Below are 24,432 nucleotides of genomic sequence, written 5' to 3'. Positions count from 1 at the left end.
AAAGAATATATTCACTCTAAAGGTGTATCAAAGGTTTGTCAACTGTTTTTTGAATATTTTTATTACTTCATTATCAATACAATTCTTATCTATATATTTACTTTGACTTGTTTTTTCATTGGTCGATTCAGTACCAGTGGTAGAACAAGAATTACACCAATTGCCATACAAATTGCTGAAACCTGATATGATACAACCAGACCAACTATTTGTTTCAGTACACCTGCTAGACTCATCATTATTACCATTGCCCCCATAAAAAGAGGCGTCATAATCCCGTTAACTCTGCCTACAAATGATTCTTCTGCATTTTGAAGAATCATAGTATTGATACTAATTTGAATAGCTGGCATCATCAACCCTGTAAAAAACTGCGCAATTAATGAGATCAAGAGAATTTCTGAGAAGCCAATGATTGAAATCATGACTGCATTTACAAGCATCCCCGCTGCAAGCATTCGAATAGGCGCGATCTTTTTTGATAGTGCTAAGGCGATACCGCCACCTATTATCATCGCTACACCGTTAATTGCCATAAACCATTGAACAAATTCTTTATCCATATTAAGTTGCTGTGTCACGATAAAGATACCTAACGGTTGTATTAACCCCACAGCTAACCCTGCTACAAAAAAATTGGTGCCCAATATCACTAAAAATCTATTTTGTTTTACATATTTAAACCCCTGGATGAACTCTTCTATAACCGTCGTCTTGTCGGAACTTTCTTCTACAATCTTATCCGCAGGCAAGAATAGAAGCGCAACAGCTGAAAGGATAAACATAACCCCTGTAATGGCTATCGAAACTTCAATCCCAAATTGTTGAAATACGAATGCTCCAATTACTGGTCCGATAATCATAAAAAAGGCAAACATTGTTTGGTAAATGGACATCCCCATTTGAAGCTGGGACTCAGGAATATGAATCTTAAAAAGTTTCATACCAGAAGGCTGAGAAAACTGAGATAATATTGAAGAAATAAGCATAGCAAAAAACACAGCTTTCCATGTTGCAAATATTAATGTTAACAAAACAACAAATACGGAAATGGCACTTAATAGATCACACCATACCATCGTTTTCTTCGGCATCCATCTATCTGCAAATGTCCCACCTATTATCGAAAAGATAAAAATAGGCGCATATTCAGCTACGGAAATTAGTGAAACTGCCAAAGGATCTTCATTTGTTTGTTCCATAATAAATAGTAAAACAGCAAAATTCCTTACCCATATACCTAGCTGTAAAAACAGGCCAGAAAGAAGGATTGCTCTAACAAACCGATTACTGATAAAGTCCTTAAATCCCGTTTCTTGATTCATTTTCTTTCCTCCACTTTTCAACGATCTTCATTCACTTGTGCACCATATATAATAATTCCCCACAGCCTAAAAAATTCCTTTTATTTACTAATTAATTTCAACTTTAGATGTAATAGATACGTTAACAAGCTAATAATTTACCTTTTACTTCCTCTGAAGAATAGCTAGATTTCCTTTTAGTATGAAAAAGTTTTAGAAAAGAGCCTATTGATAAAATAAATTCGTTTATGAAGGTTGATTTATAAAGCAAATATATATACTATTACTACTAATTGACTAAGTAAATTAACCTTTTGCTTATCTATTGGTATAATAGTAAGCAGTACTTATTTTTACGATAACGGCTTTAGTGTATTAGCAGACACAACTAAATTGAAAGCAATTAACAGTATGACTGTAAGCCCAAATTCGTCTACTGAGTTGGACATAATAATAAGTTTCAGCAGGGAAACCCTCCCTGACTCTCAATCAATAGAAAGGTTTGATCTGATTTGGAACACAACTCCTCAAACTTTATAAGAAGTATTATTAAAGAGGACCTAGAAACTGGAAAAAGAGAGAATGTGTACACAAGGTTCCCACCAGAACCGAATGGCTATCTACATATTGGTCATGCAAAATCAATTGTTATTAACTTTGGATTAGCAGATGACTTTAACGGAAAAACAAACCTAAGATTTGATGATACGAATCCTTTAAAAGAGGATACTGAATACGTTGAATCCATAAAAAAAGATGTTGAATGGCTCGGATATGAGTGGGATGGATTGTTTTTTGCCTCTGATTACTTTGAGGAGATGTACAATCGCGCAATTCTTCTTATTAAAAAAGGTAAAGCATATGTCGATGACTTAACCGCGGATGAAATAAGACAATACCGTGGAACACTGACAGAGCCTGGGAAAGAAAGCCCATTTAGAAATCGTTCTGTTGAAGAAAGCATTCAATTATTTGAACGGATGCGCAATGGTGAATTTGGAAATGGAGAAAAGGTATTACGTGCCAAAATTGACATGTCTTCACCTAACATTAATCTGCGTGACCCAGTTATTTATCGTGTATCCCATGTTGCACATCACAACACAGGTGAGAAATGGTGTATTTATCCGATGTACGCCTTTGCTCATCCACTAGAAGATGCAATTGAAGGAATTACACACTCATTATGTACAACTGAATTCGAAGATCAACGCCCTCTTTATAATTGGATTATTGAAGAATGTGAAATGGAAAATAAACCTCAACAAATAGAATTCGGTCGCCTGAATATAACGAACACTGTTATGAGTAAGCGAAAGTTAAAGCAGCTTGTTGAAGAAAAGTTCGTAGACGGCTGGGATGATCCTAGAATGCCTACTATTTCAGGTTTACGAAGAAAAGGATACACACCTAAATCGATCCGTGAATTTGTTAAAGAAACTGGTGTCTCTAAAGGGTCCGGAACTGTGGATGAGGCAATGCTTGAGCACTTTGTTCGAGAGGATTTGAAGCTTAAAGCACCACGTACAATGGGGATCTTGAAGCCTTTAAAAGTAGTGATTACGAATTACCCAGAAGATCAAGTTGAAATGCTCGATGCTGAAATCAATCCTGAAGTACCTGAAATGGGAATGAGACAAATTCCATTTTCTCGAGAAATATATATTGAACAAGAGGACTTTATGGAAGATCCACCCAAGAAATACTTTAGACTCTTCCCAGGCAATGAAGTTCGTCTTAAACACGCTTACTTCATTAAATGTGAAGACGTCATTAAAGATGCAGATGGCAATGTCGTAGAAATTCATTGCACCTACGATCCTGAAACAAAGAGTGGTACAGGATTTACTGGTCGGAAAGTAAAAGGCACAATCCATTGGGTTGATGCAAAGAATGCACTACCTGCAGAATTCCGACTATATGAACCATTAATCCTAGATAACACTACATCAGCTTCAGAGGACACAGAAAACATGGATTCTGATCCTGTAGAAAAAACATTCTTAGACTTTGTAAATGATAAGTCATTAGAAGTGTTACAAGGCTTTATCGAGCCTAATATGAACGAAGTCATTGCTCACGATAAATTTCAATTTTTCCGTCACGGTTACTTTAATGTCGATCCCAAGAATACCACAAAAGAAAAAACAGTATTCAACCGAATCGTATCACTAAAAAGTTCATTTAAAATGAAATAATAATCAAAAGCGGAAGCGCCTGTTCAGCCCCGTCAAGCATAAGACGCTAATGAATAGAAGGTTGTCCTTTACCTTCAATTCATTAGTGACTTATGACCTCGAGGGGCTAGGCGCTGGAGCTGGATGTCAATCAAAAGCGGAAGCTCCTGTTCAGCTTAAGGCAAGCATAAGAAGCTAATGAATAGAAGCTAGTTCTTTACCTTCAATTCTTTAGTTTTCCCCCTCGAGGGGCTCGACATCCGACTTTTGCAAAATCGGACTACTGGAGCAGTACTAAGCACTAAGCAATGAACAGATGTAAAAAGCTAATATAAATTCTAATACAACAAAAAAGCAGGTTCCCAATTTACGGAATCTGCTCTTTACTTTAATTGGTTAAGGATAAAAACGACGCTTTATTGCCACCTTTTTCTCCTACTTTGACTGCATCAGTTAATGGCAATTCTATCAAAAAGATTGTACCTTCATTTGATGTATCGACTAAAGTAATCCTACCTTTGTGGTTTTCGATAATTCTTCTAACAATCATTAATCCTAAACCAGTACCATGTTCCTTTGAACTTGAAAAAGGTTCAAATAGTGTCTTTAATATAGAAGCAGGTATCCCTCCACCACTATCCTTTATATAAACCTTATAGTATACTTCCGTAACCTCGGTATAGATGGTAATAGTACCATTCCCACTCATGGACTCAATACTATTTCTTAACAAATTGTGGAATACCTGTTTGATTTGTTTTGTGTCGACAAATAACAAATTTCGATCTAACTCGATATTAAAGTCCACATCCTCAGAAGATTGACTAATAAGGGGAAGAATTTCTCCCATTATATCCTCAAGATATGTTTCCTTTTTGATTGGCGCACCAGGTTTTGATAATAACAACATATCTTCAATAATAACGTTAATTCGTTCAATTTCCTTCATGACTAAAGGTAAATGATACTGATCTTTATATTGTTCTGATATAGATTGAAGCATTAAAGTTAAAAATCCATGGATGACTGTTAATGGATTACGAATTTCGTGTGCTGCCCCTGCAGCCATTTCTCCGACAACAGCCAACTTTTCTGATTGAAACATTCTTTTTTCTAATTCCTCTGTTTCAGTTATATCAATAAAATTTATGATCCTACCTATCACTCTTTTATGCTGATTTAAGAGTTCTGTTTGAGAAACGAGTAAGAAAAATTGACCTTCCTCTGTCAAAAAAGGTACCTTCGTATGCAAATAGGTGTGCTTGGAGGTTAGTATATCCCAAAATGTTTTATTCTCGATAGCATCATTGAAAACAAGGCGCTTCTTCACCTGATCTTCGTTGGTATTTAATATTTTTATAGCTGTAGTATTTAACGATATATCACTCGTTTTATCATTAATCGTGATGATCCCTACAGGTAAGGAATTTAATATTTGTTCTCGATAAACCTTATCATTCATAATCGTATTAAACGACTCTTTGAGTTTGTATGACATTTGATTAATCGATTGGGTTAAGTACTGAAGCTCTACTTGTGATGTTGAATTAAGGGTTAAACCATATCTACCATTTGCGATCCTATCTACTTTATCAATCATCGTCTCAACAGGTTTAGTTAAATTTGCACTAATTCGAAATGAGACAACGATTGAAAAACAAATTGCTCCACTTGTAATCAAAATGAGCAACGTTAATGAATTTTCAATAATATCTGAAAATCGATTGGAATAGCCATTTAATTTTGCATTAGAATTCTTTTTGGCAAATATAATATCCTCTTTTAACTCTTCCATCTGTGGTAAGTATTTCGAATTTATGTAGTCTTCAGCAGACTTCCTATCGTTATACATTAGTAATCCTTGTACATTATTCATGATAACAAAATCTAGCAAGTCCATTCTTCTTTTATAATCACTCATATCCCCAGGGACTGAATCTTCTTCTAACTCATCAAACCCTTCAGAATCATAAGATTGATAAGTTTCTATTAAATTACAACAGCGATCGTTGTCAATATAGTTTTTTACGATAAATTCCTTGATCGTTAATTCCTCTTCCAACTCGGATAACCAGATTAATTCAGGGATATTTGTCCCTTTTATCTTATTACTTACTTGATTAACATCTTCAATCGAATGTACTAGAATTAGGGAAAATCCACTTAATCCAATGGTTAATGAAAGAAGCATTGTGAGAAGTTTCGCACGAAATGACATATTTCTAAACAATTTCCTCATCACAATCTCCTTTCCTTTAGACCCTAGTTAAGGAAATTTTAATTCCCCATTTTTAAATCGTTTGATTTCTGCTTTAATAAATTCTAGATCTTCTTTGGAAAACATCGGTCCATAGGGAGCTAAGCTATATACCCCATGGCTTTCATTTAACATGACTTTACCGGATGGTATTCCCTCTTCACTAAAATAGTCATCCATAATAGCGAGATATGCTTGAGGTACATCATTTAAAACACTTGTCAAAACTAGATCTTTCGCCATATACGATTGATCATCAAGATAGCCAATTACATAGATATTTTCTTTTTTTGCTAGTTCGATAACATCTCGATTGGCCGCATTTGCTTTTGTATAAACGACATCCACACCTTCTGCAAGTAACTCCTCCATGAGTTTACTCGCCTGTTGGCTGTCATCTCTATTTTCAATATATTTATAGTAGTATCTTGCCTCTGGTTTATAATAAGCTAGTCCATCTTTAAACTGAGGATTCTTCTCCTGATTTTCAGAAGGAGAAATGACTGCTACTTTATTTGATTTAGTCATAAGTGAGGCAGCTAATGCAGCAAAGTATTCAAGCTCTCCTTGATCAAACGTATATACTGCTTGATTTGGATGTTTAGCTGTACCATGAATTGTTACAAATTGAACATCAGGATTCGTTTGTGCTGCTGTAGCAAAGCTATCCGAGAACTCACGGCCATGACCTATAACTAATTTAGAACCGTTTTCGATTGCTTCTGTAACTGTATCTAGTATTTTCTCTGTATTAACTTTACTATAAAGTTTAACATTTATTGGATACTTTTCCTCTATCTTTAATTGTCCTTTATAAGCTAAGCTTCCCCAGCTCTGGTCTGTAATTTCGTCATTTGTCAAAATTGTCACCTTTGTTTTATCCAACAAATTACTGCTACTAGACTCTGCTTCTAACATAATTCCTTTAGTTTTAAGGATAATTGTCCCTATAATAGCTATTACAACAATCATTGTGAAGATACCTATTATTTTTATCTGTTTAGGTTGTTGCACCCTTTTTCGCCCCTTAATATCAATCTATTCTCAATTAACATTATATCGGACAAAAGAAGTTCCAGCTACAAATATCTAAAAATATCTACATATTTCGACAAATTCCTCTAACGTGTTGTCGACAAAGTGTATAAAAGGCTCACAAGGTCTCATTTTCATGTTAACTAGTTTACTATCTAGCAGACTCCATTTCTAACATCTAATTAGTACGATTAACTAACTAGTCCTCATCTTTTACATCAATATCCTCAGGAATTGTCTCCTTCATGTATTCATCATAAAGAATTTTATATTTCTCTAATTGATCAAAATGAGTTTGAAATTGCTCCTTGTAGATTAAATAGTGTTCACCATCGTAGAGAGCTCTAATCTTCTTTTGAAGTATTAACGTTTTTACTACATCCTCTGATATTGTTAAATATTCGGCCGTTTCGCTAACTGTCAGATACATTCTACTCATCCTTCTCATTTTTAATCATATTATAGTCGTAAAAAGGCCTCTCCTGAAGAGTATTTAGGAGAGGCCTTAAAGTTAAATGCTTATTCTTATATTTTATTCAACTTCGCTTAATAATTCAAGAGCCTGTTCATTCGACTTAGCTGTTAATAATTGATCTCTAAATGTATCATCCATTAACTTACGAGATAGCATTTGAAGAATTTTTAAGTGAGCGTCCCCTTGACCGGTTTTTGGAACGGCAATCATGAAAATCAATTTTGCTTCTGTTCCATCAAGACTCTTCCAATCAACTCCGTTTTGCTGAATCCCAAATACTACCCTCGGTTTGGTTACAGAATCTGATTTACCATGTGGAATGGCAATATTCATGCCGATACCAGTTGAACTTTCATTCTCCCTACTTAATATTGCTTGTTTAAACTCATCTTTAGATGTTAATGCACCAGCTAAATCTAATTTTGAAATCATTTCATCAATAATATCATCACGTGTATTTCCTTGTAAATCTATGTCAATCAGCTCTAGACTTGTAATATCTGTTAACTTATTTACATCTTGTGGAATTATTTCTGTATCCTGTTGACTTGTTTCTTCTGTTACTTCTGGTTCTATTGTCTCTTCTAGGGTGTCCTCTGTTGACCCTACCTCAGCTACATTCTTTTTCAGGAGGTTAACGACGATAGCCGCAACGATTGAACCAACTGCAATCGCTACAAAAAACATGACAACATGATCAACAGCTCCAAGTACACCGACAATCGGTCCACCATGCGCTACACGGTTTCCTACATTACCCATCATTGCTATAACAGATCCAACCATTGAACCTACCATAATACTTGGTATTACACGAAGTGGATCCTGTGCCGCAAAGGGAATTGCCCCCTCAGTTATACCGAATAATCCCATTGTAAATGATGCTTTTCCAGCTTCTCTTTCTGATTCTTGATATTTCTTTTTATTTAAGAATGTAGCAAGTCCCATTCCAATTGGTGGAATACAAATGGCAGCAGCAATTGGACCCATGATTTCAAAGTTACCTTCACCAATCATCGCTGAACCGAAAAGGAATGCTACTTTATTTACAGGCCCACCCATATCAAAGGAAATCATTGCTCCAAGAATTAGCGCCAATAATATTGAACTTGAGCCTTGCATACCTGCTAACCATGTTGTTAATGATTCAAAAACCTGTGCTACTGGAGCACCAAGTATAAATACGAATACCAATCCCACAATGACTGAAGCTAAAACAGGGATAATAATAATTGGCATAATTGGCTGAAGTGCCTTTGGAACCTTCATTTTTTTAATTGCTAGTGCAACATAACCTGCTAGGAAACCTGCAATAATACCACCAATGAAACCTGCACCTGCTTCACTTCCATAAAAGCTACCATTTGCTGCAATAAAACCACCGATCATACCAGGTGCTAAACCCGGTCTATCCGCAATACTATAGGCAATAAATCCTGCTAGAATTGGAATCATGAATGTAAAGGATGCAGCCCCAATGCTCTCAATTGTTTTCCAAATGGATCCTTCAGGGATAACTAAACCACCAGGTGTTTTCTCTCCTCCAAGTGTTAAAGCTACAGCAATTAATAATCCTCCAATAACAATAAACGGAATCATATAAGATACGCCATTCATTAAGTGACGATAAATTGGATTTTGTTTATTATCCTTAGATCCTTGATCCTGACTAGACTTACCAGAACCTTTTAAGACCGCTACCTCATCATTCATATGTTTTTCGATAAGTTCCTCTGGTTGACGAATTCCCTCTTGCACGCCGACAACCAACACTTTTTTACCAATGAAACGGTCTTTATTAACCGTTTTGTCAGCTGCAATAATAATTCCGTCAGCTTCTAGAATATCTTCTTCGGTAAATTTATTTTCTACCCCAATTGAACCTTGTGTTTCAACTTTCATATTAATACCTAACTTATCTGCTGCTTTTTGTAGATTTTCTGCAGCCATATACGTATGTGCAATCCCATTTGGGCATGATGTAATTGCTAATAGTTTCATGTTTGAACCTCCTAATTTGCAATCCTAAATCGCTTACATTTACTATACTTCAAAGATTCGACAAAAAAAGATAATATTTTTACCGTAGCTACGGAAATGGTGAATGATAAACTAGTAAGTTTTCATTACTATTATTTCGTTAAGTACTACATTTTAACAAAAGTTATTTTCGCATTGATTGTTATTTATTTATCGTACATAGCTTTACTTCACGGTTTAAGCCTATCTTCGTGCTCTTTTCGCTTAGTTATTTAGAATTTTCCTTGTAATCATGCTTTAAGTAATACACTAAAGAGGTCTACTAGCAACAATCCTTTAGAAAAGAGCCTTAACAAAAAAGATTAAAAAACACCGTCCAAATTAGAATGAACGATGCTCTACCCACTATTCCTCTTATACTTTATTAATTAAAAATCGAAATTATCAGGATCTGGTCCCACCCTTACGTTTTGGTTCATATCACTAATTTCCCGCATATCTTCTATTGATAATTCAAAATCAAAGATTGCTGCATTTTCAATGATACGATGTTCTTTTGTTGATTTAGGTATTGTTACAACCCCATTTTGTAAATCCCATCGTAAAATAATTTGGGCAATTGATTTTTCATATTTATCGGCAATTCTTTGAAGGATTGGTTCGTCCAATAATTGTCCTTGCATTAAAGGAGACCATGCTCCTAATTGAATACCATTCTTCTGACAAAACGATTGGATTTCACTTTGAGTCAAACGCGGGTGGTATTCCACTTGATTAACCATTGGTTTTATTTCAGCGTCTTTCATCAACTTTTCAAGATGATGGACTTGGAAATTACTTACGCCAATTGCTTTAACCTTTCCTTCTTTGTATATAGCCTCAAGTGCTCTCCATGATTCTCGATATTTCCCTTCTACAGGCCAATGAATAAGATATAGATCCAAGTAATCTAAACCAAGTTTTCGTAAGCTTATTTCATAAGCAGCAATTGTTGATTCATATCCCAGATCTGCATTCCATACCTTTGAAGTGATAAATAATTCCGCTCTAGTGATATCAGTTTCATCTATCACTTCTTTGATTGCTTGTCCGACTCCCGCTTCATTTTCGTAGATTGCTGCTGTATCTATACTACGATATCCTTGTTTAATTGCTGTTTTTACAGCATTGACTAATTCAGGTCCTTCTTCTACTTTGAATACACCTAATCCAAACCAAGGCATTAACATACCGTTATGCAAAGTTGTCTTATCTTGTACGTTTTTCACCATTTTTATAAACCTCCTATTAGTTTGTTCAGTTTTGACTGTTTTCATTTAAAAGCTTTTGATCCCCTCGCTCCAGAGCACGACTAATGCCAGTTAAAAGGACTGCAGCTACTACCATTAATGCACCAATCCATGACGTGTGAATTAATCCAATAGAATCCGTAATTATTCCGCCTAAATAAGAGCCTATTGCAATCCCGGCATTAAACGCAGCAATATTTATAGCTGACGCAACATCTACTGCACTAGGTACAAAACGTTCTGCCAACATAACCACATATATCTGTAGTCCAGATACATTCATAAATGCTAATAGTCCCATTAGAAAAATAGTCATTAACCCTGCTACTTTAAATGGTGCTGTAAACATTAATAGAAATAAAACAATTGCTTGTAAAATAAACATATAAAATAATGAAGCGATTGGATTGCGATTGGATAATTTCCCACCAATCATGTTACCAATGGCAATTGCTACACCATATACAAGGAGAATCACTGAAACAGCGCCCTCTCGAAAACCAGTAATTTCTTGAAGTAATGGAGATAAATACGTAAACACAACAAATGTTCCACCATACCCTAATGCCGTAATACTAAATAATAGTAATAATCTCCCATTTGTTACAAGTTTGAACTGATCACGAAATGAAGTACGGGTACCTTTTCTTAAACCGGATGGTACAAGGAAACTGTTAGCGATTAACGCAACGATTCCAATAATAACAATCGTTAAAAAGGCAACTCTCCACCCAAATTGCTGACCAATAAATGTTCCAAGCGGAACACCTGTGACGGTTGCAACTGTTAAACCTGTAAACATAATCGAAATCGCACTAGCTCTTCGATTTTCAGGAACTAAATCAGCAGCAATGGTTGATCCAATTGACATAAATACACCGTGTGAAAAGGCTGAAATGACCCGTGCAACTAATAGCACACTAATACTTGACGCACTAGCTGCAAGACTATTTCCAATAATAAAAATAACCATAATCCACAGTAATAACGTTTTCCGTGACATACTAGATGTCAATGACGTTAAGATAGGTGCTCCAAAAGTAACTCCTAGTGCATATAATGAAACGGTTAGTCCAGCAGTGGTAACCGGTATCGTTAAGTCCTCAGCTATGAGTGGTAATAGACCAACACTTATAAACTCAGTTGTTCCAATTGCAAAAGCACTGATTGCTAACGCTAGTAGTGCCAGTGTACTTTGCCGTTTATCTAATGACATATTTTATCCTCCTTTTTATCTTTATCGATATATTCATCTAAATGATAGTATCGATGAATCAGCTAACATATGTTATTATGATATCTATCATCCATAAAGAAAAGTACGTACTTTTAAGTAATGTAGGTACCTAAAGGTTCCGTAGGTACTTTTTAGTACCCATAAAAGGAGGGTTTTCATGCAAACTAAGAAGTACAATATATCAGTCGAAGCAACATTAGAAGTAATTGGAGGAAAGTGGAAGTGTGTAATACTATGTCATTTAACACATGGGAAGAAACGAACCAGTGAACTAAAGCGCCTAATGCCGGCCATTACCCAGAAAATGCTTACACAACAATTACGTGAATTAGAAGATGACGGTGTTATAAATCGTATCGTATATAATCAAGTTCCACCAAAAGTAGAATACGAACTAAGTGAATATGGATGGAGCTTGGAAGGAATATTAAACGCATTATGCAATTGGGGAGAAACACATATAACAAAGGTATATGGTGATAAATTTTCAGTACTCGAGGATAGTATATTAAATGATAAATTAAAATAAGCTGACTTTGTTGAGTCAGCTTATTTTAATTTCAAAGAATTTTCCAATGACTGTTGTTTTCGGTAATAAGTCTTTTATGTACTTAACCTGTCTTCTGGTTTGTTAGCAACAAACTTTTGAATAGAGTCTTATTTATTTAATAAGCCAATAAACTCCTCTATAGAATCGGTCTCGCTTAATTTCTTAATTAGCTCAGGTCGCTCACTTATTACAGATAAATCACGAAAAAGTTGTTTTGTTGTTTGTTGATCTTGATTGGGAACTGCTAACATAAACACTAGTGAGACATTTTCAACATCCCACTCAATTGGTTCATCCAAGGTTAACACTGCTATAGCAGGTTTTCTTATCAATTTAGGATCACCGTGTGGAATCGCAATACCTGAACCGATTGCAGTAGCCGACATCCTTTCTCGCAATATCGCACTATGACCATAATGATTATCTACAAAGCCACCTTTATATAAGGCATTTGTTAACTTTTCAATGACTTTAAAACGATGTGTACTACCCTGCCTCAAGAATATATTTGATGAGTCGATATACTGAATTAATGTTGAATTATTTTCCCTTGTTGATGATGAAAGATTTGAAATGAAGTCTTTAAGCTTCCCTTCTTCCGATCCTTCTAGTAGAGGTGAAACGACAATATGAGGGATCCCGACAGTAGGAAGGGCGATCGTTGATATAATAACATCAACTTTCTGCTCCATTAAATAAGCTCGTAAATCTGCTTTTGCAATACAATCAATAATGTTTATTGATCGAACCTTATGTTCAATCTTTGCACGTAATAGTTGGGACATCCCTATCCCCATATGACAAACAATGATCGCATTTGGCTTCATCCCACGAACTTGACGAATCCTCTCTATGGAAGCTTGAAAATGAATAGTTACATATGCTGCTTCCTCCTCTGGAATTTCCAAAGAGAACATCCCATTAATTTCTTCTAAAACATGAATCACAGTATCGAATATATAAGGGTACATTTTTTTTATCTCATAAAGCATGGGATTGGATACAGAAAGACCATATTTAATACGATTTAATGCAGAATAGAGATGGAGATTTAATCCTTCGTTTAGCGCGCTATCATTAATAAAGTCTACTCGTGTTATCTGTGTCATTTTAGATATGAGCTCTTTAGTCACTAAACCAACCAGTTTATGATCCTCTGTATCATCTTGTAGACCATTGAGGTTTTGGCGGCGAAACCTCCCACCAAGCAAATGTAATGTAAAATAAGCAATTTCTTCCTCACTAAGATGAACAACGAAGATGATCTCTAGTTTTTTTAGAAAATTCCGGGCAGATTCAAACTCAGCCTTATCCATTAACATGTTAATATCTTCAATAGGAAGAGCTATTGGCTGAGCCAATTTTGTCCTTCTAATCATAAAAAGAATATGAATTAATAGCCGTTCGTTTGTTTCATCAGTGAAGTATAACGAATGCTTTAGTCGATACTCTTTTAGTTCACTTTGTACAATTTCAATTTCATATGAGGAAAACTGATTCAATAAAAATTGCCATCCTATATGCGAATCGTCCTGATTTAGTTCTGATAAATCAGCTAGAGCTTTTCTGATTTCTAGTTCTGTTCCGTTAATACTTAACCCAATCTTTTGTTTTGATACCAATTTTAAGTCTTTTTTGGATAGCCATTTATCAATTTCATCTAAGTTTGTCTTAATAATAGCTTTACTAACAAAGTGTTTGGCTGCTAATTCCTGTGACGTAATTGGGTGTTTACTCATCAACAATTCATAAGCTATATGTAAAATCCGGTTTGTATCCTCTTCCTTCTTTTCATTGGCATTGTTACCTAGTATTGTTTTGTATAACTGTGCTTTATCATAATCATTAATTTCTATATAAACCCCGAGTCCAGGTTTTCGAATAAAATTTGCATTTGTTTGCTCTACTAAGTAAATCTCTATCGCTTTAAAATCATTTCTAATTGTCTTTTCCGAATATCCTACTCGTTCAGCAATTTCCTGAACCAATAAAGGTCGTCCTGACGTCGTTAATAAAATACTTAAAATGTCCCTCTGTCTATCATTCATCCAATTTCACCTAATTTTCTACTCAATTACTAACATACTCATTCTTTCTTTATACCACATTTCTGTTAGCAAAACCAAAAGCGTAAGAGCCTGTTCAGCGACGTATGAACTGGAGCACTCTGTAATGTGATAAAGGAAACACGAAGAGCGCAAGCGATTCGATGTTGACTTATCTTATGGAAGAGGGTGAAGTTCACTAGGCGCTGGGCTCTGGAGCTGGATGTCAACCAAAAGCGTAAGCGCCTTGAACAGCCCCGACAAGCATAAAACGCTGATGAAATGAAGGTGTCCTTTCCTTCAATTCATCAGCGGGTTATGACCTCGAGGGGCTAGGCGCTGGAGCTGGATGCAAACCAAAAGCGCAAGAGCCCGTTCAGCGACGTATGAACTGGAGCACTCTGCAACAAGGATGACAAAGCGCTTATCACATTACAAGAATTTTTTTTATTCTTTTCAAAACAAAAACAGAAACCAATATGGTCTCTGCTTTTCTAATCTTATATACTTACTTTTATCTTCGTAGTCGTTTCTTCCCCTGTACCAGAAGATAGTGCATATGGTAAACAAAGCGGGAAACCAGTACGAGGATCAGGGATGATCTCACTTTTCACTCCAAAGACGTCCTCCAAAACTTCTGATTTCATTACTTCGAATGGTGTACCACTTTTTCTAACAGATCCTTTTTTAATAGCAATGATATGCTGTGCATAACGACTTGCATGATTTAAATCGTGAACGACCATAACAATCGTTCGACCTTCTTCTCTGTTAAGCTTCTCTAGTATGGTTAGTACTTCTATTTGATGAGCCATATCTAAAAAGGTTGTCGGTTCATCTAGAAATAAAATAGGTGTTTCTTGCGCCAAAGCCATGGCAATCCAAGCCCTTTGACGTTGACCACCAGAAAGCTGATCAATTGGACGATTAGCAAACTCAGTTACACCGGTCACTTCTATAGCTGAAAGAATGATTTCTCGATCATTACTAGTTAATGAGCCCATTCCTTTTTGATGTGGAAATCGGCCAAATGTAACTAGTTCATAAACAGTTAAACCCTCTGGAGCTATGGGGTTTTGAGGTAAAATCGCCAATTGTTTTGCAATTTCTTTTGTTTTTTGAGTATGAATAAGCTTTCCATCTATTGAGACTGAGCCACCCTTTGGCTTCATAAGGCGTGCAAGTGTCTTAAGTATAGTTGACTTCCCGGAACCATTTGCTCCAACCAAGGCAGTAATTTTCCCTTGTGGTATCGATATATTTAAATCATTGACAATTAATTGATCTTGATAACCAATATTTAAGTGATCAGTTGTAATCATTTCATTTCACCTCATACATTAGATTTAGCTAAAAGGTATAGAAAATATGGTGCTCCTATAATAGCAACAACGATTCCCGCATGTATTTCTGAAGGCTGTAACACGACACGACCTAACGTATCTGCAATAATTAAAAGTAACGCTCCTGCAAGTGCAGATGCAGGTAAAAGATATTGATGATGAGCCCCAACTAATCTTCTAGCTAGATGCGGTCCAATTAGACCAACAAAACCAATCGCACCACTTACTGAAACACATGCAGCTGCAAGGGCTACTGCTACTGCTACTAATTTGAGTCTCTCTTTTTCAACGGATACACCTAAACCAGTTGCAAGCTTATCTCCAAATGTTAAAATATCTAAAATCCGCGCCTTATACAAAACAAAGCCAATCAGGATAATGATCCATGGCAATAACGTCAAAACATATTCCCAAGTCGTCCCCCAAATCCGGCCAGCCAGCCATACCGCTACTAATTCAAACTGTCTAGGATTAAGCTTTAGCATGAGTACAATCATTAACGCATTTATACCTGCAGCAACCCCTATACCTGTTAAAATCATTCTTGTTGGTAGCAGTCCTTCATTTTTTTTATAAGATAAAACATAGATGAGTGCAGCAGTTACCATTCCTCCTAATAAAGCTAGAAAAGGTAATAGGAATGTTGGAGCAGCAGCTGTACTAGGATAAAAGGAGATAAATAAGACAACGACAAACCCAGCACCTGTGGTAATTCCTAAAATCCCTGGGTCTGCTAATGCATTTCGTGAAACTCCTTGTAGAATGCAGCCTGATACGGCTAGACCTGCGCCAATCAAAATAGAAATAACAATTCTTGGAAGCCTAAATTCGAATAAAATAAGGCTTTGCTTTTCCGTGCCCATTCCAAAAAATGTTTGAAAAACCTCCATTGGAGATAACCGTGAGAAGCCGGTATTCATACTAATGATAAATGTTATAAAAATCAAAATTGCTAAAATGGCGATGACTGACACCTTTCGTGACCTTCGCTTTTTTTCAACTAGCAAAAATTCTTGTTGCATCATAATTCCCTCCCTTGTTTACGTGCAACATAGAGAAAGAATGGCACTCCAATTAAAGCAAACAAAGCACCAATTGGGGTCTCATACGGTGGATTAATCATTCTTGCACCAATATCTGCAACAATCATCAACAATCCGCCTAATACGGCCGAACAAGGAATAATCCATCGATAATCTACTCCTACTATGAACCGAGCAAGATGAGGAATAACTAATCCAACAAAAGCGATTGGACCCACAGCTGATACAGCAGCACCTGCTAATATTAGGACGATAAGGCCACATATTGCTTTTATTAAACCAGTACGTTGGCCTAGACCCTTCGCAACCTCATCACTTAAACTCAAAATTGTAATAGATCTTGATAATATGAATGCCCCTGCCAATGCTAAAACTGTCCACGGTAGCATGATGAGGAGTTGTTCCATCTTAACTCCGGCTACTCCACCCGCAAACCAAAAGGCTAAATCTTGACTTAGTTTAAAGTGAATGGCAATTCCCTCACTTAAAGCGGTTAACAATGCTGTAACAGCCGCTCCAGCTAAAACTAACCGTATTGGGGTTAATCCACCCTTGGCGATCCAACCTGTTCCATAAACAAGACCTGTTCCAATGGCAGCTCCTAAGAATGAAAATAAAATGAGACCTTGATAGGAAAGTCCAGGTAAAAAGGCAAAACAGAAAGCAATCATAAAGGTAGATCCTGCGTTAATCCCTAATAATCCTGCATCTGCTAGTGGATTGCGTGTCATTCCTTGCATAATAGCACCAGCCACTGCAAAACATGCACCAACCAAGATATCAGCAATTGATCGAGGTAGTCGTAATTCTCTTATGATCGCGTGTTGTGTTATATCAGAATTAAAATGGAAAATAGCTTCCCATACTGTCTTTAAATCGATATCAGCTGCCCCAAGAGCAATCGATGAAAAAAATCCAAACACCAGTAAAATTATGCCGATGATTAATGTAATCGTAGCAAAAGCGGGTCTTGTTTGGATCTGTGAAGGATTTGTTGCTTTTCCGGATAATACTTCGATTGACTTAGACATATGAATCTCCTTGAAAAATTCTATTTATTAGGTACTAGAAAATAGCTATTTATTATAATGGTACAGAAAGCTAGTCTTTAGTTGTATTGTTCGCATTAAAACCTGTAATAATCAAAACCCACTCAAAATACTAGTATAACTTTACATGAAACGAAGAACAATTAATCAATTTCTTCCTGTATACTGTACGAAAATCTCAGTATTTCATTAAGGCTGTTCTCGAAATGATTGTTGTTTTTCGTTATAAGTCCTTCTTCTTAACGTACTTAAACTGAGTTCGTATACTTTTCGTTAACTAACTCAGCCATTTCCTCTTAGAAAGGCTTGCAACTAACTTTCAGAGAGAGCCTTAATTAACATTGATAATCATTATCATTAGTAATATCATACCAATCCTTAGTTTTATTGTCTATATGTTTTTGAATAATGAATTTATTACCCATTTTAGTTGCAATAAAATGTAGTTCCACTTAAAATAAATGACAAATACTTATGTATACTTAAAATTACTTAAAGGTAGGCTGATGTTATGTTTCAAGAAGAGCGATTACAGTCCATCATTAAACACTTAAACGAAGCAAAGCGAATATCGGTTGATGAAATATGTAGTTTATTTAATATATCTAGAGATACCGCAAGGAGAGATTTAGTAAAACTCGAAGAAGAGAAGGTAATAATTCGGACACGTGGAGGTGCCCTTCTTCCCTCTGCCCAGCAGGAAATTAGGAATTACTCTAACCGTCTTACTATTGTTTCATCAGAAAAAAGACGCATTGGTAAAAAGGCTGCAAAATTAATTGCCCCAGGTGATTCGGTTATTTTAGATACATCAACAACTGTACAATCATGTGCTGAATCCTTAACTGATATCACTTGTACTGTAATAACAAATTCAATTAATCAAGCTGATCTTTTATCAACAAATAAAAACGTACATATCCAACTACTTGGTGGTGAGTTTCATAAAGAACATCGCTACTTATATGGAACGTCTGTGATTGAAAAGCTATCACAATATCACGTGGATAAGACTTTTATAGGTTGTGTGGGAATTTCTAAGCAGGGTTTAACTGTGGCACATGAGGAAGATGGTATGGTCATGTCTAAAATGATTCAACAAGCGAAACAGGTTATCCTCTTAGCTGATCACACGAAGGTTGGGATAACTGGTTACTATCGCTGTGCAACATTAGAAGATATTGATTTGGTCATTACGGACAAAGTACCCGATGAGTTATTTCAAGAACTACTCGCGGAATATAACGTGGAATTAGTAATTGCTGACTAAAGACGAGAAGGAGTATGGAAAATGACAAAATTAATCGCAATAGATTTAGATGGCACTCTTTTAAATAGTAAAAGTGAAATCAGCAAAGAAAATATCGAGGCTATAAAAACGGCCCAAAGCTGTGGAATAGAAATCGTCATATCTACCGGTCGTGCTCAATTTGATGTACAAACAATTTTTGAAAAGACTGGAATAAATACTTGGGTAATTGGTGCTAATGGTGCGACAATCCATGATCCTGACAGTAAGCTTTATCATTCGCAACCAATAGAGCCTAGTGTTGCGTATTCTATATTAGGTTCCTTAGAAAAAGACGGTTATTACTATGAGGTGTTTAGTAATAACTGTATCTTCACTCCACAAAATGGCAGACAATTGTTAGAAATTGAAATTGACCGGATGGTAAGTGCCAATCCAGATATCAGTACCGATCATCTTAAAGAAGCTTTAGTAAAACAGTTTAGTCAAACGGGATTTACCTTTATTAACAATTACAAAGAAATTGAACAGACAGGAATAGATATTTATAACATCCTAGCCTTCTCATTCTTTGAGGAGAAATTAGAAGCTGGTTGGAACAAATACCGAGACTTAGAGGGTGTTACAATTGTCTCGTCAGCACATCACAATTTCGAACTCGAACACCGTGATGCCTCGAAAGGAATCGCATTAAGTAAACTAGCAGCGAAGCTACATATCCCCTTATCACAAACAGTAGCGATTGGTGATAGCATGAATGATGTATCGATGTTAACAATCGCAGGGAAAGGGATTGCCATGGGAAATGCTCGAAAAGAGGTTAAGGATATTTGCGATGAAATAACGTTAACAAATGACGAACATGGTGTTGCAGAGGTTATTCATGTAGTGTTGAATAATAAAACAAAGTAAGGTGAATAGTTGACGATAGAAAAGTCCGTCTAACCTCTCCGAAAAAGTTAGGCCCATTTTCACTCTAAATGGGCTCTCTCTTAGATCTATTTCATTTCTTCCATCTCGCTCTTAAAACCTTTATTTCTAATTCCTGTACGTAATAAATCGATATCAACGGTAACATCGACATCTGCTTTTGAAAATTCCTCGTTCCAGCTATCTTCTACCTTTTTATATTTCTTTGGATTATCACGACTTAATGCTTCACCAAAGCCATAAATATCAACACCATATTCTTCTTGTACCTTTTTAATAGTAGAAGTAATTTCACTTCTTATATGCTTCTCCACTCTTTGTTCATAGTCATCATTCACATCAACCTTAGATATATCACTCGTACATTCCATACCTTGTAACTCTACCTCTCCAATAATCTTTATTTTTAGATGAGGAGTTCCATTTTTATAAGTTGTATTCATCTTTTTTTTAGATTTTTTCACTCTAACATCTAAATACTGATTTTCACCACAGGACACACTGATACTTGTATGATCTAATTTTTGAGTCCATAAATAATTTCTACTATCATTTAAAGACAAACTTCCGACCATTTTTTTATTATTAAAAACCGCTAAACCATCTATTGCAATAATTGCTTCCGGCTCAAGGGACTGATTATTCTCTATCGTTTTACCCTTTTCGGGGTTCCCCTCTATGACAACAGTTGGTGCAACCGGACTTCTCCCTTTAGAAATCAAAGCTGATATAAAGTCATTCAATTGTATTCCTGGATTACCAGCCCATTCTTTGGCTAATGCCTCTACCTGATTATGGAGCTTTAGAGAAGGACTCAATGCAATAGGATAAGAAATTTTCGTAAAATCTGAAGCTTGATTACCTTTAGTGATGATAATTTTAAAATCATTCCTAAAGTTTCCACTTCTCTCCATAAAATCCAAAAAACCCAATGCACCTTCTTTGGCTATATCTTCATTGATAAACAACACCCTGGTATGAGAATAAATAACCTTACGCGTTAACCCAACATTCATTTTATTGGAAAGTTCCGGAAGGGAATTTCCCTCTAACGAGTAATTAATAACAGGAGTATTTCCTTTTGCACTTTGTTTTCCGAACTCAGCTGAATTTATTGCTTCAACGGTAAGTTTATATTTAGTATCTTTTCCTGGGTCAACTGCAATTCCTGTCACAATTGCAACGTCATTAAGTTCTTCTCTATCCCAACAACCTGTTAAAAGGAAAATCAGTAAACTAAATATAACCGTATATTTACTCTTCATTTTGTTTGCTCTCCCCTTCACTAAGATCAGGCGGAGATGGTTGAGAGGAATCCTTAGTTTTAACTGGCGAACTAGTGAATAAATAGGATGGTCTAGTACGGTCAGACCATATTGGAAATCGCACAAAAACATCTTTTTGATCCTTTAGCTTGAAAGGTGCTACCGGTGTTAAATAAGGAACACCAAATGATCGCAAACTAACTAAATGAATAACCATAACAATTAACGTCAACAAAATTCCATATAAACCCATACAAGCTGCTGCTAAAATTAAGATAAATCGGATCAGTCTTGATGCTACTGAAAAATTATAAATAGGTGAAACAAAGCTGGAAATACCTGAAAATGCTACAATTATCACTAATACATTTGAAACCAATCCTGCTTCAACCGCCGCTTGACCGATGACGAGTGCACCAACGATCGATAAAGTTTGACCAACAACACGAGGCATTCTAACCCCTGCTTCCCGCAAAACTTCAAAAGTAAACTCCATCACTAATATTTCAATTACCGCGGGAAATGGAACCCCTTCTCTTTGAGATTGGATATTTATTAACAGAGGAGTTGGCAATAATTCATGATGAAAAGTAGTTAATGCAACATACAAAGATGGCAAGATTAAAGTAATCATAAATGCTATATAGCGTACTATTCTAACAAAGCTAGACATAAAGAAAGGCTGGTAATAGTCCTCAGTAGCTTGGAAAAAGTCAGTAAAAACAGACGGGACGATTAACACGAAAGGAGTACCATCTAGAAAAATCGCAATCTTTCCCTCCATTATATTTCCACTAATACTATCTGGACGTTCCGTATTAAAGATTAGCGGAAAAAATGTGAACGGTGTATCTGTAATGAATTCCTCAATATTACCAGTATCCAATACCGATGAGGTATTTATTTTTTTGATTCTCTGTTTAACCTCTGTGAGGATATCTTCATTTACAATTCCCTTCATATAGCCAATGACCAACTTTGTATTTGTATCACTTCCAACGTAGTATTCCTCAAACATCAAACGAGGATTTTTTATCCGTTTTCTCACTAAACCTAGATTCGTATTGAGGTCTTCCACAAAGCTATCTTTAGGGCCTCTAATGATTGTTTGTGTGCTTGGCTCTGTAATTGCTCGCTTATCTAATCCACCAATATCTAAAGCTAAACCCTTTTGGTATTGATCAATTAAAATAACCGCATATCCATTTAGTATTTTCCAAACTATTTCATGTAAGTTCTCAGTATATTCATAAGATACAGCTGGAAAGTATGCTTCTCTTAATTTATCGATCGTATTTATGTCATTTTTTTGAAAAGCATCTCTTAGTGGCTCTAAAACTTGTGAATGTAAGTTACTTTTATTAAGTGTTGTACCTATATAACAAACACACCCATTTTCCCCTCCAACTTTTATATCATTTTTTTGAAAATCCGATGTATCATTAAATATTTCATTTAATTTTTCCATGTTAACTCTCAAGTTAGAGCTATATTGCTTGGGCACATCTTCTTTATCAAAGAGTTCCTTCTCAGTGGTTTCCCTTTCACTCTTGTTGCTTCTACGGCGGAATAGATTAGAAAGTAAACTCATGTCGTAGACTCCTTCTTCTGCTTTTTCTTCACTTTCCATAGTAAAAAGGGCAGGACGATGACAGGAAAAATAAATTGAAAGGGAATATGTATAAATATTGGAATAATCATCAACCCTTCTTCTATATGCTCCCTATAGCTTTTACTAATAACAATTGAGACGAACGCTATGATTGTCCCCATCGAAAAAGTCATGGAACGATAAGGTTTTTTTGTAAGTAGCTCCAGTCCTTTTAATCCTCCATAAAAGAAAATGCTAACCTTTACGATAATCCCGAACATAATGAAAAATACAATTACTAAATCAACTCGTTCGATGAAGTCAAAGAGAGAAACTTCACGTGAAGCACTTAATAATGGAAAATTAGCTCTTGATTTTAAACCTGCACCTAGAGTAGCAATTTGCAGGATCGAACTATAGGTTAATAAGAACCCACTCGTTAAAACAGCAAGAATACTAACCTTTCCGATTCCCTTTTGAGTTCCTACATAGGATATAATCAGTGTAAAAGCAACTGCTTCTCCGAAGGGAAAGGTCAATAACTGTGGAAAAATCACTTTTATAATAGGTCCAAATCCATTTCCCAAAACTGGCTGCAAATTCTCTAGCTTCATTCCTCCTGATAACATGATCCCTATACCAATCATAATAATAAACGTTACAACATATGGAAAAAAAACTTCACTCGTTCGACCTAACACCTCTAAACCATGATGCAACATATATATAATCACCATCATCATTGTGATAGAGATGACTTCAATCGGAGTATATTCAAATATCGATGAAGCTAATAACTCATCAAAATCCCGTAATACTCGAGCAGATGAATAGAAAAAATAAATCACATATAAAAGAACAATCACCTTTCCTATCCATTTTCCAAAACAAAAAACAAATATCTCAAATAAGTTTTTATCAGGTAGCTTTGATAAAAGATAGACATAATAACGGATGATTAATACTCCGATTAAAGATGAAATGATAACAGCAATCCAAGCATCCTGCTTAGCATCATTGCCTATTCCCACTAGAGCGGCACTTCCCACTTGAAAGCAGATAATAATAATGTATAACTGCCAAAGAGATATTTTCTCTACAGTTTTTTCCATTTTAAGAATTCCTTCCACTTTTTTGAAGCCTTTTTTTAATTCCTTCACGAAAGGTATGTATAAATCCCATAAATAAAAAGACGTATACCATCCATTCGTCGGTACCAGGTTTAATCGTTATAATTTCAAGCAACTCAGGAACGTAATAGCTCTTATAAATTGCCGTATCAATGAGTGCAATAAATCCGACCAGAAATGATAGAACGATTAAAAACATTAATGCTTTCATTATGATCATCCTAAGTTTTTATTCCATTTCTTTATGTTTGCTGTTCTCGTATTAATCTAAATTTTTCGAAAACAGTCACCTTTTAATCTTCGTACTCTTTTCGTTAACTTATTGAGTTGTCTTCTCGTAAAATTAATTAATTTTATACAATAAAAATACAAGGGCCTATTTTTATTAAATATCATGCAACTAATTTTATGAAAAGAGCTACATGTAGCTGTTCTCGCATTAATCTTTGTTTATCGAAAACAGCCACCTTTACGGAATTAGTT

18 protein-coding genes and 2 pseudogenes are annotated in these 24,432 nt (G+C 35.6%); 4 read left to right on the top strand and 16 right to left on the bottom strand.

Translation table 11 applies throughout. The features are described from left to right. Positions 1 to 89: 89 nt before the first annotated feature. Complete coding sequence (locus tag AC6CHR_RS15095; protein WP_498249821.1) at positions 90 to 1,325, bottom strand: MFS transporter; 1,236 nt, start codon at positions 1,323 to 1,325, stop codon at positions 90 to 92. 491 nt (positions 1,326 to 1,816) lie between these two features. On the opposite strand from AC6CHR_RS15095, the gene AC6CHR_RS15090 reads away from it, so the two are divergent. After that, positions 1,817 to 3,502: a glutamine--tRNA ligase/YqeY domain fusion protein gene (locus tag AC6CHR_RS15090; RefSeq protein WP_498249820.1), complete on the top strand. Its 1,686-nt coding sequence runs from the start codon at positions 1,817 to 1,819 to the stop codon at positions 3,500 to 3,502. 367 nt (positions 3,503 to 3,869) lie between these two features. On the opposite strand, the gene AC6CHR_RS15085 is transcribed toward AC6CHR_RS15090, so the two are convergent. From AC6CHR_RS15085 to AC6CHR_RS15055, 7 genes and pseudogenes are all read right to left on the bottom strand, one after another. Next, positions 3,870 to 5,720, bottom strand: a complete 1,851-nt coding sequence (locus tag AC6CHR_RS15085) for a sensor histidine kinase (RefSeq protein WP_498249819.1) — start codon at positions 5,718 to 5,720, stop codon at positions 3,870 to 3,872. A 27-nt stretch (positions 5,721 to 5,747) separates the two neighbouring features. Beyond that, entirely contained in the window at positions 5,748 to 6,752 is a 1,005-nt protein-coding gene (locus AC6CHR_RS15080) for a BMP family ABC transporter substrate-binding protein (RefSeq protein ID WP_498249818.1), read from the bottom strand. 220 nt (positions 6,753 to 6,972) lie between these two features. After that, a complete protein-coding gene (locus AC6CHR_RS15075; protein ID WP_498249884.1) occupies positions 6,973 to 7,203 on the bottom strand; it encodes an excisionase family DNA-binding protein in 231 nt (76 codons plus the stop codon). Positions 7,204 to 7,305: 102 nt separating this feature from the next. After that, positions 7,306 to 8,898, bottom strand: a pseudogene (locus AC6CHR_RS15070) (fructose-specific PTS transporter subunit EIIC); the annotation flags it as partial. Positions 8,899 to 8,963: 65 nt separating this feature from the next. Continuing rightward, positions 8,964 to 9,249, bottom strand: a pseudogene (locus tag AC6CHR_RS15065) (PTS fructose transporter subunit IIB); the annotation flags it as partial. A 407-nt stretch (positions 9,250 to 9,656) separates the two neighbouring features. Next, positions 9,657 to 10,499: an aldo/keto reductase gene (locus AC6CHR_RS15060; protein ID WP_498249817.1), complete on the bottom strand. Its 843-nt coding sequence runs from the start codon at positions 10,497 to 10,499 to the stop codon at positions 9,657 to 9,659. A 25-nt stretch (positions 10,500 to 10,524) separates the two neighbouring features. After that, complete coding sequence (locus AC6CHR_RS15055) at positions 10,525 to 11,733, bottom strand: MFS transporter (RefSeq protein WP_498249816.1); 1,209 nt, start codon at positions 11,731 to 11,733, stop codon at positions 10,525 to 10,527. A gap of 178 nt (positions 11,734 to 11,911) precedes the next feature. Between AC6CHR_RS15055 and AC6CHR_RS15050 the strand changes: the two genes are divergently transcribed. After that, positions 11,912 to 12,283, top strand: a complete 372-nt coding sequence (locus tag AC6CHR_RS15050) for a winged helix-turn-helix transcriptional regulator (protein ID WP_498249815.1) — start codon at positions 11,912 to 11,914, stop codon at positions 12,281 to 12,283. 128 nt (positions 12,284 to 12,411) lie between these two features. Here AC6CHR_RS15050 and AC6CHR_RS15045 read toward each other — a convergent pair whose 3' ends face one another. The 4 genes from AC6CHR_RS15045 to AC6CHR_RS15030 all read right to left on the bottom strand — a co-directional run bounded on the left by AC6CHR_RS15045 (position 12,412) and on the right by AC6CHR_RS15030 (position 17,766). Next, entirely contained in the window at positions 12,412 to 14,352 is a 1,941-nt protein-coding gene (locus AC6CHR_RS15045) for a BglG family transcription antiterminator (RefSeq protein WP_498249814.1), read from the bottom strand. Positions 14,353 to 14,849: 497 nt separating this feature from the next. Continuing rightward, the gene (locus AC6CHR_RS15040) at positions 14,850 to 15,671 is read right to left on the bottom strand and encodes an ABC transporter ATP-binding protein (protein WP_498249813.1); all 822 of its coding nucleotides are present in this window, start codon (positions 15,669 to 15,671) and stop codon (positions 14,850 to 14,852) included. A gap of 11 nt (positions 15,672 to 15,682) precedes the next feature. Next, complete coding sequence (locus AC6CHR_RS15035; RefSeq protein WP_498249812.1) at positions 15,683 to 16,714, bottom strand: FecCD family ABC transporter permease; 1,032 nt, start codon at positions 16,712 to 16,714, stop codon at positions 15,683 to 15,685. Further along, positions 16,714 to 17,766: a FecCD family ABC transporter permease gene (locus AC6CHR_RS15030; protein ID WP_498249811.1), complete on the bottom strand. Its 1,053-nt coding sequence runs from the start codon at positions 17,764 to 17,766 to the stop codon at positions 16,714 to 16,716. The genes AC6CHR_RS15035 and AC6CHR_RS15030 overlap by 1 nt, the downstream gene beginning before the upstream one ends. Before the next feature lie 529 nt (positions 17,767 to 18,295). On the opposite strand from AC6CHR_RS15030, the gene AC6CHR_RS15025 reads away from it, so the two are divergent. Both AC6CHR_RS15025 and AC6CHR_RS15020 read left to right on the top strand, forming a co-directional pair. Next, positions 18,296 to 19,054: a DeoR/GlpR family DNA-binding transcription regulator gene (locus AC6CHR_RS15025; RefSeq protein ID WP_498249810.1), complete on the top strand. Its 759-nt coding sequence runs from the start codon at positions 18,296 to 18,298 to the stop codon at positions 19,052 to 19,054. Positions 19,055 to 19,075: 21 nt separating this feature from the next. Further along, entirely contained in the window at positions 19,076 to 19,945 is an 870-nt protein-coding gene (locus AC6CHR_RS15020) for a Cof-type HAD-IIB family hydrolase (protein ID WP_498249809.1), read from the top strand. 86 nt (positions 19,946 to 20,031) lie between these two features. On the opposite strand, the gene AC6CHR_RS15015 is transcribed toward AC6CHR_RS15020, so the two are convergent. The 4 genes from AC6CHR_RS15015 to AC6CHR_RS15000 are packed head-to-tail and all read right to left on the bottom strand — an operon-like array spanning position 20,032 to position 24,169. Next, positions 20,032 to 21,228: a Ger(x)C family spore germination protein gene (locus tag AC6CHR_RS15015; RefSeq protein ID WP_498249808.1), complete on the bottom strand. Its 1,197-nt coding sequence runs from the start codon at positions 21,226 to 21,228 to the stop codon at positions 20,032 to 20,034. Further along, complete coding sequence (locus AC6CHR_RS15010) at positions 21,218 to 22,819, bottom strand: spore germination protein (RefSeq protein WP_498249807.1); 1,602 nt, start codon at positions 22,817 to 22,819, stop codon at positions 21,218 to 21,220. The genes AC6CHR_RS15015 and AC6CHR_RS15010 overlap by 11 nt, the downstream gene beginning before the upstream one ends. Next, on the bottom strand, positions 22,816 to 23,931 hold the full coding sequence (locus tag AC6CHR_RS15005; RefSeq protein WP_498249806.1) for a GerAB/ArcD/ProY family transporter: 1,116 nt from the start codon (positions 23,929 to 23,931) through the stop codon (positions 22,816 to 22,818). Before AC6CHR_RS15005 ends, AC6CHR_RS15010 begins: the two co-directional genes overlap by 4 nt. Before the next feature lies 1 nt (position 23,932). Continuing rightward, positions 23,933 to 24,169, bottom strand: a complete 237-nt coding sequence (locus tag AC6CHR_RS15000) for a hypothetical protein (protein WP_498249805.1) — start codon at positions 24,167 to 24,169, stop codon at positions 23,933 to 23,935. Positions 24,170 to 24,432: the final 263 nt, after the last annotated feature.

It is taken from the genome of Metabacillus sp. GQ13 (assembly GCF_059758525.1).
The sequence above is the reverse complement of the archived record's forward strand: the minus strand, read 5'-3'. Positions and strand labels throughout refer to the sequence as shown.